The sequence below is a fragment of the Mesorhizobium sp. M0633 genome (genome assembly GCF_040320645.1).
In the GTDB taxonomy this organism is placed as follows: Bacteria; Pseudomonadota; Alphaproteobacteria; order Rhizobiales; family Rhizobiaceae; genus Mesorhizobium.
The window spans coordinates 18,054-32,985 of the sequence record NZ_JAMYQC010000006.1; the positions used below are offsets into that span (position 1 = coordinate 18,054).

A 14,932-nucleotide genomic window follows, 5' to 3' on the forward strand; every position below is an offset into this window, starting at 1 on the left:
GATCGTGCGATGAAAGACCTTCTCGGCATGATGGGCAAGGCAAAGGAAATGCAGGCCAAGTTCCAGGCCATGCAGGATGAGATCGCCACGCTGGAAGCCACCGGGCAGGCCGGCGGCGGCCTGGTCAGCGTCACGCTGACCGGCAAATTCGAGATGAAGTCGCTGAAGATCGACCCGTCGCTGTTCAAGGAAGACGAGGTCGAGATTCTCGAGGACCTGCTTCTCGCTGCCCACAACGACGCCAGGACCAAGGTCGAGCAGATCATGCAGGAGAAGACCAGGGCGCTGACCGCGGGACTGCCGATCCCGCCGGGAATGAAGCTGCCATTCTAAGGCTAGTGCATGTCGCGCAAAAGTGTGCAGCGGTTTTGCGATAACGACATGCATCAAAACAAGAACCTAAAGCGCGTCGCATGAGGCCGGTCGAACGCGACGCGCTAGTCAATCGGTATGCCGTTACAGTGGCCGAAGAGTGCAGCGGCCCAGTGCTCGCTCCACCGCCAGCTGTGTCTATTAGGCAACTCCCCACACTTAATAACGCTTTAGCCATCTTTTTGCCTGAAAGTGTCTCATTCTTGCCGCAACCAGGGGCGGGCTGGCAGCAGAATTGAGGGGACACCTGTTGATCTCTACCCGATGGAAGACGCCGTTGCGGCTCGGCGTCGTTATCTCGCCGCTGTTTTTGGCCGCTTGCAGTCAGACCGCCTCGCACGGCATGTCCAGCCTGACCGATGCCATTACGCCGAGTTTCCTGAGCTCGCGCTCCTACAATTCCACGCCGAAGGAGAAGGAATGCCTGGAGCGGGCGATGTTCTTCGAGTCCAACCGCTCCAGCCGTGACGGCATGATTGCGGTCGGCACGGTGGTGATGAACCGGCTGCGGTCCGGCAATCACGGCAACACCATCTGCCAGGTCGTCGGCGAGCGCGGGCAGTTCGCGCCGGGCGTCATGACACGGCCGATGAATTCGAAGGCGATGCCCGACGTCGAGGAAGCCGCCGAGGCGGTGCTCAAGGGCGAGCGCAAAGCCAAGCTGAAGAACACCATGTTCTTCCACACCGCCGGCCTGCGCTTCCCCTACAAGAACATGCACTACACCATGGTCGCCGGCGGCAATGCCTTTTATGAAAAGCGCGGCCGCAACTGGCAGCCGCTGCCGGACGAACCGGTGGTCGCCATGGCCCAGGCCAAGCCGCAAGCGCCTGCCGCTCAGGCCATACTTGTCGCCTCGGCGGAGCCGGCACGCAGCGCCAAGCCGACATTCGCCAAGGCAACCTATGTGACCGCCGCTGCATCGCTGCCGGCAAAGCAGACAAGGGTGACCGCCGGAATGGCGACCCCGGAGAAGGCGACGGCGGAGAAGCCGATACTTGTGGCGCTGCAAGAGCCAATGCAGGAGCCGGATGCGGCCCGTTTTGGCGGAACCGTGAGCGAGCGGCCTGTCACCTCCTTCCAGGCCGCGCCGGCAGAGCCGACAATGTCGTTCGAGGCGACGCCCGAGAACACCGACGCCATCGGCGCGATGATCGCCGGCCAGACCCGGCCACTGGAAGAAAACTGAGGACGGCAGCACTGGCCGCGACGTCGGCCTTCCCTTCTCCCACAACAAGGGGAGAAGGGAAGAGCGGAGCCCCTGGCCGCTCAACTGTTCCAAAGCGTGCGGAAAAATCCTAAACCGGTGCGATGTCGAAGCGAATCGCCGGTCCCGAGATCGAACGCCTGATCCAGCTGCTGGCCAAGGTGCCGGGGCTCGGTCCGCGTTCGGCACGCCGCGCCGCGCTCCACCTCATCAAGAAGAAGGAACAGCTGCTGGCGCCGCTCGCCGCCGCCATGGGCGAGGCGGTCGACAAGGTGCGCATCTGCTCGACCTGCGGCAATGTCGATACCTCAGATCCATGCATGATCTGCACCGACCCGCGCCGCGACCCCACCACGCTCATCGTTGTCGAGGACGTGGCCGACCTCTGGGCGCTGGAGCGGGCGACAGCCATGAACGTGCGCTACCATGTGCTCGGCGGTACGCTGTCGCCGCTCGACGGCATTGGTCCTGATGAGCTAAACATCCGTTCGCTGGTCGATCGCGTCGCCGGCGGCGAAGTCAAGGAAGTGATCCTCGCCGTCAACGCCACGGTCGAGGGCCAGACCACCGCGCACTACCTCACCGACCAGCTTTCCGGCTTCGACATCAAGGTGACGCGCCTGGCGCACGGTGTTCCGGTCGGCGGCGAACTCGATTATCTCGACGAAGGCACGCTGGCCGCCGCACTGAAGTCGCGGACAGTGTTTTGAGCACGTTGGAAGAAGAGGTGCTCTTGAGATGATTGCGTTCCTTCGCGCCCCCCTCTGTCCTGCCGGACATCTCCCCCTCCAGGGGGGAGATCGGCAGCCTCGACATCCCCGCCAAACTTGCGACGTTGAAGATTGGCGAACACAGACGCGACAGCCAATCTCCCCCCTGGAGGGGGAGATGTCCGGCAGGACAGAGGGGGGCGCGACAGGACGCCGACTTCGCAGGCTGGCCGTCGCGTTCTTTCTCGCCTTCCTCCTCGCCAACCCCGCCTCGGCGGCAAAGATCGAGGACCAGTTCCGCGCCTGGCTTGGCAACGACCTCTGGCCCGAAGCCAATGCCAAAGGCATCTCCAGGAAAACCTTCGATGCCGCCTTCGAAGGCGTCAAGCCGAACCTGAAGCTGCCCGACCTGGTGAAGCCGGGCGAGAAGGCGACGACGCCGCAGAAGCAGCATCAGGCCGAGTTCGGTTCGCCGGGCGCTTATTTCGCTGAAAAGATAGTCCGAGCGGTGACCGCCGGCGGCCGCACCCGCGAGGCGACCAACGCTAGGACGCTTGCCGCGATCGAGAAACGCTACGGCGTGCCTGGCGAAGTGCTGCTGGCGATCTGGGGCCGCGAGAGCGGCTTCGGCGCGGCGAAGATGCCTTATGACGCCTTCGAGGTGCTGGGCACCAAGGCGTTCATGTCGACCAAGAAGGAATTCTTCCGCACCGAGCTCTTGGCTGCGCTCGAGATCGTCGAGCGCGGGCTTGCCCCGGTCGGCGCGATGAAATCGTCTTGGGCAGGCGCGCTTGGCCAGCCGCAGTTCATGCCGACATCGTTCCTCAAGCATGCCGTCGATTTCGACGGCGACGGCCGCACCGACATCTGGAATTCGACGCCCGATATACTGGCATCGATCGCCAATTATCTCGTCCATTATGGCTGGGTCAGGGGCCGCGGCTGGGGCTTCGAGGTGACTGTGCCGGACAGCGTCTCGTGCTCGCTCGAAGGTCCGGACCAGGGCAAGAAGATTTCCCAATGGGCTGATATGGGCATCAGGCGTGTGTCGGGTAAACCGTTCCCGGCGAGCGAACTGAAAGCCGAGGGCTTTCTTTTGATGCCGGCCGGGCGTAGCGGCCCGGCCTTCATCGTCACCCCCAATTTCTATGTGCTGAAGCAGTATAACACCAGCGATCTCTATGCCCTGTTCATCGGCCATGGCGCCGATCGCATCGCCCATGGCGACAGCAATTTCTCGGGCAATTGGGGCGCGGTCGGCGGGCTCTACCGCTCCGACATCGCCGCCCTGCAGCGGGCGCTGGAAGCTAAGGGCTACGATGTCGGCAGCGCCGACGGCCTGCCTGGCTTCAAGACGCGCCGCTCGATCGGCAAATGGCAGGCCAGCAACGGCCGTTCCGCTACCTGCTTTCCCGACGCCGACCTGGTTACCGCGCTGAAATAGCCGGATTTTCGCACCGCCGGTCTGGCCCAATCGACCGTTCTGCAAATGCTCGTTGCCGCGCTCGAAACCGCCGGATATGGTGAACCGGAACCGCACAAAAAATTGCCAAGACAACGGTCCGGGGATCACCGTTCGACGCGGCAAGAAATGCCACAACCCTGAGCCGGGAACTCAGGTCAACAAAAACAGGGAACAGTTAAAATGATGATGGAAAAGTTTGCTCTACGCTCCCGCTTCTTGCTCGTGGGCGCGGCCATGTCCGCGCTGCTTCTGGCCGGTGCGCCTGCCTTCGCGGTCACGCCCGCCGACACGCTGGTCGAGGGTTTCGCCATCGACGACATCATCACCATGGATCCGGGCGAAGCATTCGAATTGTCGACCGCAGAGGTCACCGGCAACACCTATGATCTTCTGGTACGCCTGGACCTCAGCGACACATCCAAGGTCAAGGGCGATCTCGCCGAAAGCTGGAGCGTCTCCGACGACGGCCTGACCTACACATTCAAGCTCAAGCCCGGCCTCAAATTCGCCTCCGGCAATCCGATCACGGCGGCGGACGTCGCCTATTCGTTCGAGCGCGCCATCAAGCTCGACAAGAGCCCGGCCTTTATCATCGGCCAGTTCGGTATCGATGGCGGCAACGTCACCGAGAAGGCCAAGGCCGTTGATGACACGACGTTCCAGTTCACCGTCGACAAGGCCTATGCGCCGAGCTTCGTGCTGAACTGCCTGTCGGCGACGGTCGCCTCGGTCGTCGATGCCAAGCTGGTCAAGGAGCATGTCGCTGCGGTCACGCCGAGCGCCGACTACAAATGGGACAATGATTTCGGCAACGCCTGGCTGAAGACCGGCTATGCCGGCTCCGGTGCCTTCAAAATGCGCGAATGGCGGGCCAACGAGGCCGTCGTCCTTGAGCGCAACGACAATTACTACGGCGAAAAAGCCAAGCTTGCCCGCGTTATCTATCGCAATATGAAGGAAAGCTCGGGCCAGCGCCTGGCGCTCGAAGCCGGCGATATCGACGTCGCCCGCAATCTCGAGCCGAACGACCTTGATGCCATTGCCAAGAATGCCGACCTCACCACCACCAGCGCGCCGAAGGGCACGGTCTATTACATCAGCCTCAACCAGAAGAACCCGAACCTCGCCAAGCCCGAGGTTCGCCAGGCTTTCAAATATCTCGTCGACTACGACGCCTTGAGCACGACCATCCTCAAGGGCATCGGCGAGATCCACCAGACCTTCCTGCCCAAGGGCGTGCTCGGCGAACTGGACGAGAACCCGTTCAAGTTCGACGTCGCCAAGGCCAAGGAACTGCTCGCCAAGGCCGGCCTCGCCGACGGCTTCAGCGTCACCATGGACGTGCGTACCGGGCAGCCGACGACGGGCATGGCGGAATCGATCCAGCAGACGCTGGGACAGGCCGGCATCAAGCTGGAGATCATCCCCGGCGACGGCAAGCAGACGCTGACCAAATACCGCGCCCGCAACCACGACATCTATATCGGCCAGTGGGGCCAGGATTATTTCGATCCGAACTCCAACGCCCAGACCTTCGCCAGCAACCCCGACAATTCGGATGAAGGCAAGACCAAGACGCTGGCCTGGCGCAACGCCTGGGACATCCCGGACTTGACCAAGCAGACCGAAGCCGCCCTGCTCGAGAAGGACGCGGCCAAGCGCGCCGCAATGTACCAGGATCTCGAGAAGAAGATCCTCGATACCAGCCCCTTCGTCATCATCCACCAGCAGCTGGAAGTGGCCGGCCTGCGCAAGAACCTCAAGGGTTTTGCGCTCGGCCCGAGCTTCGACACCAACTTCGTCGGCCCCGTCTCGAAAGAGTGATGCCGGGGAGTGACGCCGGCGGACGCGCCGTATGAGTGTGGCTGAAAGCGAGGTGACGGCAGGGCGCGGCGGCGCCCGCGCCGTTGCCGTGGCCTCATCTATCGCCCGGTTCCTGGTCATCGCGATAACGACCTATCTCGGTCTGCTCGCGGTGACCTTCTTCATCGGCCGCGTGATCCCGATCGACCCGGTGTTGGCGGTGCTCGGCGACCGGGCGCCGGCCAACGTCGTCGAACGAACGCGCCGCGAGATGGGCCTCGACCTGCCGCTGGTCGAGCAGTTCTACATCTATGTCAAACATGCCCTGAACGGTGATTTCGGCACCTCGGTGCTGACCACCAATCCGGTGATGACCGATATCCGCCGCGCCTTTCCGGCGACGCTCGAACTGGCGACGTTGGGAACATTGATCGGTTCGGTGATCGGCGTGCCGCTTGGCGTGCTGGCCGCCGTGCGGCGCGGCAGCGTCATCGACCAGATCGTGCGCATCATCGGCCTTGTCGGCTATTCCGTGCCGATCTTCTGGCTGGGGCTGCTGGCGCTGGTGCTGTTCTACGCCAAGCTGCAATGGGTCGCCTTTCCCGGCCGGCTCGACGTCGTCTACGAATACACCTTCACGCCGATTACCGGCTTTTACCTGCTGGATGCGCTCTGGCAGCGGCAGTGGGATGTATTTGCCGATGCCTTCCGCCACATCATCCTGCCGGCTTCGCTACTCGGCTATTTCTCGCTCGCCTACATCAGCCGCATGACGCGCTCGTTCATGCTGAACGAACTCACCCAGGAATACATCGTCGCAGCGCGCGCCAAGGGCCTGTCGGAAACGCGCATCATCTGGGGTCACGCGCTGCGCAACGCCGCGGTGCCGATGGTCACGGTGATCGCTCTGTCCTATGCCGGGCTGCTCGAAGGCTCGGTGCTGACCGAGACAGTGTTTTCGTGGCCGGGCATCGGCCTCTACATCACCAACTCGCTGCAGAACGCCGACATGAATGCCGTGCTTGGCGGCACGATCATCATCGGCTCGGTCTTCATCGCCATCAATCTATTCTCCGACCTGCTCTACCGGCTGCTCGATCCAAGGACCAAGGCAGGATGAGGACCAAGGCAGGATGAGCACGGAAGCGATTCAAACCCGCCGCGACTGGCTGCTCAGCGAGCGGCCGGCGTCGCGCGTGCAGGCGAGGCTCGGCCGCGCCTATGTGGCGTGGCGGCGCTTTTCCGCCAACCGGCTGGCGTTTGCCGGCCTGCTCATCATCGTCGCCCTGCTGGTGGTCGCGGCATTCGCCGATGTGCTGGCGCCCTATTCGCCGACATTCGGCGACCTCAAGGGCTCGCGGCTGCTGGCGCCGAGTGCGGCGCACTGGTTCGGCACCGACGATCTCGGCCGCGATATCTATTCGCGCATCATCTTCGGCTCGCGCTGGACACTCTACGTCGTCATTCTGGTTGCCATTATCGCCGCGCCGATCGGCTTGCTGGTCGGCACCGTCGCCGGTTACGCCGGCGGCTGGACCGATGCGATCCTGATGCGCATCACCGACATCTTCCTCGCCTTTCCGAAGCTGATCCTGGCGCTGGCCTTTGTCGCGGCGCTCGGCCCCGGCATCGAAAATGCCGTGCTTGCCATCGCCATCACCTCGTGGCCGCCCTATGCGCGCATTGCCCGCGCCGAAACGCTGACGGTGCGCAATTCCGATTATATCAAGGCGGTGCAATTGATGGGCGCCTCGCCGTTTCGCATCGTGCTTCGCCACATCATGCCGCTGTGCATCTCCTCGCTGATCATCAGGGTGACGCTCGACATGGCCGGCATCATCCTGACCGCGGCCGGCCTCGGCTTCCTCGGCCTCGGCGCGCAGCCGCCGCTGCCCGAATGGGGCGCGATGATCGCGTCGGGCCGCCGCTTCGTGCTCGACCAGTGGTGGGTGGCGGGTGCTCCGGGCTTTGCCATCCTCATCGTCAGCCTCGGCTTCAACCTGCTCGGCGACGGACTGCGCGACGCGCTCGATCCCCGAAGTGGCGACCAATGAGTGGCGACCAATGAGCACGCTTCTCGAAGTCAACGACCTGCGCGTTACCTTCCCGACGCGCACCGGCCTGATCGAGGCGGTGCGCGGCGTCTCCTTCTCGCTCGGCCGCGCGCGGCGCGGCATTGTTGGCGAGAGCGGTTAGGGCAAGTCGCAGACCGGCCGCGCCATCATGGGCGTCACCCCGCCGCAGGCCGAGGTGACCGCGAAGACGCTCGCTTTTGACGGCATCGACCTGCTGGCCGCCCCGCCGCGCGAGCGCCGCGCGCTGCGCGGCAAGCGTATCGCCATGATCCTGCAGGATCCGAAATATTCGCTCGACCCGGTGATGAGCATCGGCCGCCAGATCGTCGAGACGCTGCGCACGCATGAGAAGGTCTCCAAGGCCGAAGCCCGCGACCGCGCGCTGGCCATGCTGGAGGCTGTGCAGATCCGCGATCCGGCCCGTGTCTTCGACCTGCATCCGCACGAGGTTTCCGGCGGCATGGGCCAGCGCGCCATGATCGCCATGATGCTGATCGCCGGGCCGGAAATGATGATCGCCGACGAGCCGACCTCGGCACTCGACGTCACTGTCCAGCTCGACGTGCTCGGCATCCTCGACCGGCTGGTCAGCGAGCGCGGCATGGGGCTGATCTTCATCTCGCACGATCTGCGCCTGGTCTCGTCCTTCTGTGATCGTGTGATCGTCATGTATGCCGGCAAGGTGGTCGAACAGCTCAAAGCCTCGGAGCTCGGCCGCGCCCAGCATCCCTATACGCGCGGCCTGCTCAACTGCATGCCCAAGATCGGCGCCGACCGTCACCCGCTGCCGGTGCTCGACCGCAAGCCGGAGTGGGCAGCATGACGGCAGCCCTTTCCGTCGACAGGCTGGAGGTGGTCTTCGACCGCTTCCGCGCGTTGAAAGGCGTCAGCCTCGAGGTCGAATCCGGTGAATCCTTCGGCCTGGTCGGCGAGTCCGGCTCCGGCAAGTCGACGTTGCTCAGGGCAATCGCCGGCCTGGCGCCGGCCGCATCAGGCACCATCGCGGTCAACGGCAAAATGCTCGGCGCGCGTCGCGACAAGGCGTTCTACCGCGAGGTGCAGATGGTCTTCCAGGACCCGTACGGTTCGCTGCACCCGCGCCAGACCGTCGACCGCCTGCTTCAGGAGCCGCTCGCCATTCACGGCTTCGCCGACGGCGAAAAGCGCATCCAGCGGGCACTCGACGAGGTCGGCCTCGGCACCGGGTTCCGTTTTCGCTATTCGCATCAATTGTCCGGCGGTCAGCGCCAGCGCGTGGCGATCGCCCGCGCCCTGATTCTGGAACCGTCGATCCTGCTGCTCGACGAGCCGACCTCGGCGCTCGACGCTTCGGTGCAGGCGGAGGTGCTGAACCTGCTGGAAGAGATCAGGCGCCGCCGCAAGCTGACCTTCCTGATGGTCAGCCACGACCTAGCCATCATCACCCACATGTGCGAACGGCTGATGGTGATGCAGAACGGCGAGGCGATGGAGAATCTGACCGCGGACGATCTTGTCGAACGCCGTGTCACCAAGGACTACACGCGCAATCTGCTGAGGGCCAGCGAAGGGTTTGTGAGAACCGCTTGAACCTTCTCACGGTGCGCAGGACCAACTGTCTTCGGGAGATTCCCATGCAGCAATGGACGTTCCCAGACCCGCCCAATGTCGCGGTGTTTTTGGATCGGGTCATAATTACCCGCGGCGACTGGATTGCACACGTCTCGCATGACGATGACGACGGCAGTTGGCAATTCCACAACAGCGAAATTGGACCTGTTGACGAAGGCGACATAATGATTGTCAGCTTGCAAAACGTTGTGCAGCGGGATGAAAGTATCCTTGCGTTGGCCGACTTGCCGGAAGGCTGGCATGCTTGGCGCGAGTCAAAATCGTCGCCGTGGCAGCGCGCCAGGTCGCGCCCTGTACCCTCCAACGATAACGAACGATCCGGCAAAGCCTTAAGTCGGACCTTGCACCGGTTCGCCGGTCTCCAAAACGGGTAGCTCTTTCCAGCCTTTCGGCTCCATGACCTGAACCACGCCGAATAGCGCGCCGGCAGGAACAGCAGCATGATCGCTGCGCCGGCGATAGTGCCGGCCATCATCGCGTAGCTGCCGGACCGCAGGCCCAATCGCCCGCCGCCAGTGCCAACTTGAGGAAAACCTGAAATAAGCCCAGAAGAGTCTCAACAGCCATCAAACGAGAGCGGGCGCCGGCCCGGTGAGGGATACGATGACAAATTCAGCCATTTCCGAACGCAAGAGCCAGTCGATTTCGCGCGGCGTCGGCATGACCACGCAGATCTATGCCGATCGCGCCGAAAACTCGGAGATCTGGGATGTGGAAGGCCGCCGCTACATCGATTTCTCGTCCGGCATCGCCGTCGTCAACACCGGCCACCGTCACCCCAGGGTGATCGAAGCGGTCAAGGCGCAGCTCGACCGCTTCACCCATACCTGCTACCAGGTCGTGCCCTACGAGAGCTATATCCGGCTGGCCGAACGGCTGAACGGCATGCTGCCCGGCAAGTTCGACAAAAAGACGATTTTTGTCACCACCGGCGCCGAGGCGGTTGAGAATGCAATCAAGATTGCCCGCAACGCCACCGGCCGGCCGGCGGTCATCGCTTTTTCCGGCGGCTTCCACGGACGCACCTTCATGGGCATGGCGCTGACCGGCAAGGTCGTGCCTTACAAGGTCGGCTTCGGCGCCATGCCGGCGGATGTCTTCCATGCGCCGTTCCCGGTTGCGCTGCACGGCGTGTCGGTCGCCGATTCGCTGGCTGCGCTCGACCGGCTGTTCAAGGCCGATGTCGATCCGGCCCGCGTCGCCGCGATCATCGTCGAGCCGGTGCAGGGCGAGGGCGGCTTCTACGAGGCGCCGCGCGATTTCATGACCGCATTGCGCAAGATCTGCGATCAGCACGGCATGCTGCTGATCGCCGACGAGGTGCAGACCGGCTTTGCCCGCACCGGCAAGATGTTTGCCATGGACCACCACGAGGTGGCGGCCGACATCACCACCATGGCCAAGAGCCTGGCTGGCGGCTTCCCGTTGGCGGCGGTCACCGGGCGTGCCGAGATCATGGATGCGCCGAACCCCGGCGGACTCGGCGGCACCTATGGCGGCAGCCCGATCGGCGTCGCCGCGGCGCATGCCGTGCTCGACGTCATCGACGAGGAGAAGCTCTGCGACCGGGCCAACACGCTGGGCAACCGTCTGAAGCAGCGCCTGCAAGCGATCCGCGACGAAGCCCCGGAAATCGTCGATATCAGAGGCCCCGGCTTCATGAACGCGGTCGAGTTCAACGATGTGACGAAGGGGCTGCCGTCGCCGGAACTCGCCAATGCGGTCCGGCTGAAGGCGCTCGACAAGGGCCTGATCCTGCTCACCTGCGGCGTCTACGGCAACGTCATCCGCTTCCTCGCGCCGATCACCATCCAGGACGGCGTCATGAACGAGGCGCTCGACATCCTGGAAAGTTCGATCCGCGAGGCCCGCGCCGCCTGAGCGATACGATTATCCTGCCGCCGGGGCCGGCTCTGCCTGCTGGAAGGCGGCGAGCGCCGCCTTCAGCCCGTCGGGCCCGGTCGCGACAATCTGCGGCGACGGCGAAAAGCCGGCGCCGAGCATCTTGCGGCCAAGCATGTGGTCGCCGGGCCGGTTGACCGATTCGATGCCGAGCAGCCGGCTTCCGGCATAGTGGTAGATGGAGAATTTGTTCTCGGCCACGTCGCCCAGCACGACATGGCTGTCGCCACCCGCAATCAGGCCGACCATCTGCAGCTTCATGTCACCGATATCGGACCAGAACCACGGCACCGCCGAGTAATTGTCGGTGTGGCCGGCGATAGTGCGTGCGGCGAGCCGCGCCTGGTCAGTGGCGTTCTGCACCGATTCCAGCCGCACGTCGCCGCCGGTGAACCAGTGCCGGTAAGACGCCGCGTCGCCGATGGCGAGGATTTCCGGCACCGACGTGCGCATCTGCTGGTCGACGCGGATGCCGTTGGCGATGGCAATGCCGGCGGCTTCGGCCAATTCGACATTCGGCACGACGCCGATGCCGATGACGACCATCTGCGCCGGCAATCTCTCGCCGGACGAGGTGATTGCAGCCGAAACACGGCCGTTCTCGCCCTCCAGCCGTTCGATGGTGGTGCCGGTAAGGATGCGCACACCGGTGGCCTCCAGCCGCTGGCGCACATGGCCGGCGATGGCCGGTGCCACGGCGCGGCCGAGCAGCCGGTCGACCGCCTCGACCACCGTAACCTTGCGGCCTGCCGCGGTGAGCGTCGCGGCAATCTCCAGGCCGATGAAGCCGCCGCCGAGGATGACGACCTCCTCGCTTTGCGCGCTCAATTCGCGGATCAGGCGGGCATCGCCGAGCGAGCGCAGCGACACAACGCCAGAAAGCTCCGAACCCGGCAGCGGCAGCAGGCGCGGCCGCGCGCCGGTGGCGAGGATCAGCCGGTCAAACGGCAACACGCCGCCGCCCGATATCTCCAGCCGGCGGCCGCCTACGTCGATGCGCTCGACCCGGAGGCCTGGCCGGTAGTCGATGCTGCTGCCGGTATAAAAAGGCTCGCCGCGCAACGGCTGCGGCTTTGCTTGCTGATCCTTGATGAAAGTCTTCGACAGCGGTGGCTTGTGGTAGGGCAGTTCGTTTTCGTCGCCGACCAGGATCACCGGGCCGTCATAGCCTTCTTCGCGCAGGCTGGCGGCCGCTTGCACGCCCGCATGACCCGCACCGACAATGACGACCCCGTTCTTCATAACAGCCCGATTCCTCATCCAAATCTAGGACGTCTCGCCAGGTGGCGATTGTCCGGCGCCGCCGCAAGAGCGCCGATCCGGGTCGCACCCGGAACGGCCGCCTGTCAACGGCGTCATGCGCCGGTATCCCTATACATCGGCGTTAAAGTTGACAGTTATAGTTTAGAATAATTCTAAACTGTTGTTTCAATTGAATTTTTCTACGTCACCAGTTGACATCCGACGTCTTCGCCGTTTTATGGAAGCTCGCGCGTCAGCGCATCCCTTTGATGTCTGGGCCTTGAACCCTTTCGATTGGAGGCATTTCGGTGTCTTTCTTCCGCGAACCGCGCGATGGCGCGACCCTTCTTTGCCCGCTGGCAACTGCCCGCCGCGGCGCCGGCATTTCATTGATTCCCGAGGAGAGACAATCATGAGAACGATGATGACCGCGCGGTATGGCGGCAGGCTTGCGACGATCGGCGCCACGGCGATGCTGACGGCGGCCGTGTTCGTGCTGCCGGCCAAGGCGCAAACCGATGCCAAGGCGGTCATCAAGACCTATTCCGACATTGCGCTCGCCAAATACGAGGATTCGCTGATCACGGCCGAGGCGCTCGACAAGGCTGTCGATGCGCTGCTCGCCAAGCCATCTGCCGAAACGCTGAACGCCGCCCGCGAGGCCTGGAAGGCATCGCGCGTTCCCTATCAGCAGACCGAGGTCTATCGCTTCGGCAATGCCATCGTCGACGACTGGGAAGGCAAGGTGAACTCCTGGCCGCTCGACGAAGGCTTGATCGACTATGTCGCCAAGAGCTACGGCACCGAGTCGGACGCCAACGCGCTCTACACCGCCAATGTGATCGCCAACAAGTCGATCGAGATCAACGGCAAGAAGGTCGACGCCACCGAGCTGACGCCGGAGTTCCTCTCCGGCACCCTGCAGGAGGCCGGCGGTATCGAGGCCAATGTGGCGACCGGCTATCACGCTATCGAATTCCTGCTTTGGGGTCAGGACCTGCACGGCACCGGTCCGGGCGCCGGCGAACGGCCCTACACCGATTACGACCTCGCCAATTGCACCGGCGGCAATTGCGACCGTCGCGGACAGTATCTGAAATCGGCGAGCGACCTTCTGGTTTCCGATCTAAAGGATATGGTCGACGACTGGAAGGAAGGCGGCGCCGCCCGCAAGAACCTTGTCGATGGCGAGCCGAACGCCGCCATTTCGACCATCTTCACCGGCATGGGCTCGCTGTCCTATGGCGAGCTCGCCGGAGAGCGGATGAAGCTCGGCCTCTTGTTGCACGACCCGGAAGAGGAGCACGATTGCTTCTCCGACAATACCTACAACTCCCATCTTTACGATGCGATCGGCATCCGTGCCGCCTATCACGGCAGCTACAAGCGGCTCGACGGCACTGTCGTCGAGGGGCCGTCGGTGGCCGACATGGTCAAGGCGGCCGACCCGGCGGTCGACAAGGAATTGTCGGACAAACTGGACGTCACTATCGCCAAGATGGAGGCCATCAAGGCGCGGGCGCTTGCCGGCGAGGCCTATGACCAGCAGATCGGAGAAGGCAACACGGAAGGCAATGCCACTGTGCAGGCGGCGATCGACGCGCTGGTCGATCAGACCAAGTCGATCGAACGCGCCGTCGGTACCCTGAAGCTCAATGCGATAGCCTTCGAGGGCTCGGACAGCCTCGATTCACCGGACAAGGTGTTCCAATAGACTATCGAAACCACCAGCCACGCGACGCAACGAAGCGCCGTTAGCCAGAGCGACAAATGCTGATCTGCCATTGCAACATCATCACCGAAAAGGAGATAGAGCAGACGATCGTCGGACTGCTGGATGAGGACCCCTGGCAGCTGATCGTGCCGGCGAAGGTCTATCACGCCATGCACAAGCGCGGTCGCTGTTGCGGCTGCTTCCCAAATGTGGTCGAAACGATCATTCGGGTCACCGAAAATTACCATGCCCGCTCGGCGGTGAGTGGCGTGGACATCGTTTCACACCTGGATCGCGTCAGAGGCCTGCGCGTCCAATACGGGAGCAGAACCCATGAAAGGCGAACAGCAGATCATAGAGCGGCTTAACGAGGCTCTGTTTCTGGAACTTGGGGCGGTCAATCAATACTGGGTGCATTTCCGGCTGCTGGAAGACTGGGGATACGCCAAGCTGGCGAAGAAGGAACGCGCTGAATCGATCGAGGAAATGCACCATGCCGACCGGCTCGTGGCGCGCATCATCTTCCTCGAGGGCCATCCGAACCTGCAGTCCGTGGCGCCGCTGCGCATCGGGCAGAATGTCAAGGAAGTGCTCGAATCCGATCTTGCCGGCGAATATGACGCGCGCACCGCCTACAAGCGTTCGCGCGAGGTTTGTAACGAAGCAGGCGACTACGTGACGATGAAGCTGTTCGAGGAATTGCTGGCTGACGAGGAAGGTCACATCGACTTCCTCGAGACGCAACTCGACCTGCTCGCCTCGATCGGCGAAGAAAAGTACGGCCAACTCAACGCAGCGTCGGCCGACGAGGCGGAATAAGGACATGCCGGA

14 protein-coding genes and 1 pseudogene are annotated in these 14,932 nt (G+C 63.3%); 14 read left to right on the forward strand and 1 reads right to left on the reverse strand.

Features of this window, described 5'->3' with window-relative positions; translation table 11 throughout:
- Positions 1–9 precede the first annotated feature (9 nt).
- The 11 genes and pseudogenes from NKI47_RS07885 (at position 10) to NKI47_RS07935 (ending at position 11,124) form a co-directional block, all read left to right on the forward strand.
- Positions 10–333 carry a YbaB/EbfC family nucleoid-associated protein gene (locus NKI47_RS07885; protein ID WP_023676870.1) on the forward strand — a complete coding sequence of 108 codons (324 nt, stop codon included), beginning with the start codon at positions 10–12 and terminating at the stop codon, positions 331–333.
- 289 nt (positions 334–622) lie between these two features.
- Positions 623–1,561 (forward strand): cell wall hydrolase, encoded by a 939-nt coding sequence (locus NKI47_RS07890; RefSeq protein WP_352589010.1) that lies wholly within the window; start codon positions 623–625, stop codon positions 1,559–1,561.
- A 122-nt stretch (positions 1,562–1,683) separates the two neighbouring features.
- Positions 1,684–2,289, forward strand: coding sequence for a recombination mediator RecR (gene recR / locus NKI47_RS07895; protein WP_023676872.1), 606 nt, complete (start codon positions 1,684–1,686; stop codon positions 2,287–2,289).
- Between the two features lie 178 nt (positions 2,290–2,467).
- Entirely contained in the window at positions 2,468–3,733 is a 1,266-nt protein-coding gene (locus NKI47_RS07900; RefSeq protein ID WP_352589013.1) for a lytic murein transglycosylase, read from the forward strand.
- 201 nt (positions 3,734–3,934) lie between these two features.
- Positions 3,935–5,578, forward strand: coding sequence for an ABC transporter substrate-binding protein (locus tag NKI47_RS07905; protein ID WP_352589016.1), 1,644 nt, complete (start codon positions 3,935–3,937; stop codon positions 5,576–5,578).
- 31 nt (positions 5,579–5,609) lie between these two features.
- Complete coding sequence (locus NKI47_RS07910) at positions 5,610–6,677, forward strand: ABC transporter permease (protein ID WP_023676874.1); 1,068 nt, start codon at positions 5,610–5,612, stop codon at positions 6,675–6,677.
- A 13-nt stretch (positions 6,678–6,690) separates the two neighbouring features.
- Positions 6,691–7,611 carry a nickel transporter permease gene (gene nikC, locus NKI47_RS07915; protein ID WP_352448584.1) on the forward strand — a complete coding sequence of 307 codons (921 nt, stop codon included), beginning with the start codon at positions 6,691–6,693 and terminating at the stop codon, positions 7,609–7,611.
- 10 nt (positions 7,612–7,621) lie between these two features.
- Positions 7,622–8,455: pseudogene (locus NKI47_RS07920) on the forward strand (ABC transporter ATP-binding protein).
- The gene (locus NKI47_RS07925; protein WP_352589019.1) at positions 8,452–9,201 is read left to right on the forward strand and encodes an ABC transporter ATP-binding protein; all 750 of its coding nucleotides are present in this window, start codon (positions 8,452–8,454) and stop codon (positions 9,199–9,201) included. Before NKI47_RS07920 ends, NKI47_RS07925 begins: the two are co-directional and overlap by 4 nt.
- Positions 9,202–9,245: 44 nt before the next feature.
- Positions 9,246–9,617 carry a hypothetical protein gene (locus NKI47_RS07930; RefSeq protein ID WP_352589022.1) on the forward strand — a complete coding sequence of 124 codons (372 nt, stop codon included), beginning with the start codon at positions 9,246–9,248 and terminating at the stop codon, positions 9,615–9,617.
- Between the two features lie 229 nt (positions 9,618–9,846).
- On the forward strand, positions 9,847–11,124 hold the full coding sequence (locus NKI47_RS07935; protein ID WP_352448587.1) for a 4-aminobutyrate--2-oxoglutarate transaminase: 1,278 nt from the start codon (positions 9,847–9,849) through the stop codon (positions 11,122–11,124).
- Positions 11,125–11,133: 9 nt separating this feature from the next.
- Here NKI47_RS07935 and NKI47_RS07940 read toward each other — a convergent pair whose 3' ends face one another.
- Entirely contained in the window at positions 11,134–12,387 is a 1,254-nt protein-coding gene (locus tag NKI47_RS07940; protein WP_352589025.1) for an NAD(P)/FAD-dependent oxidoreductase, read from the reverse strand.
- A 424-nt stretch (positions 12,388–12,811) separates the two neighbouring features.
- Between NKI47_RS07940 and NKI47_RS07945 the strand changes: the two genes are divergently transcribed.
- The 3 genes from NKI47_RS07945 to bfr are packed head-to-tail and all read left to right on the forward strand — an operon-like array spanning position 12,812 to position 14,920.
- Positions 12,812–14,101 carry an imelysin family protein gene (locus tag NKI47_RS07945; RefSeq protein ID WP_352589317.1) on the forward strand — a complete coding sequence of 430 codons (1,290 nt, stop codon included), beginning with the start codon at positions 12,812–12,814 and terminating at the stop codon, positions 14,099–14,101.
- A gap of 56 nt (positions 14,102–14,157) precedes the next feature.
- The gene (locus NKI47_RS07950) at positions 14,158–14,469 is read left to right on the forward strand and encodes a (2Fe-2S)-binding protein (RefSeq protein ID WP_352570320.1); all 312 of its coding nucleotides are present in this window, start codon (positions 14,158–14,160) and stop codon (positions 14,467–14,469) included.
- Positions 14,435–14,920: a bacterioferritin gene (bfr, locus tag NKI47_RS07955; RefSeq protein ID WP_023676883.1), complete on the forward strand. Its 486-nt coding sequence runs from the start codon at positions 14,435–14,437 to the stop codon at positions 14,918–14,920. Before NKI47_RS07950 ends, bfr begins: the two co-directional genes overlap by 35 nt.
- Positions 14,921–14,932 lie beyond the last annotated feature (12 nt).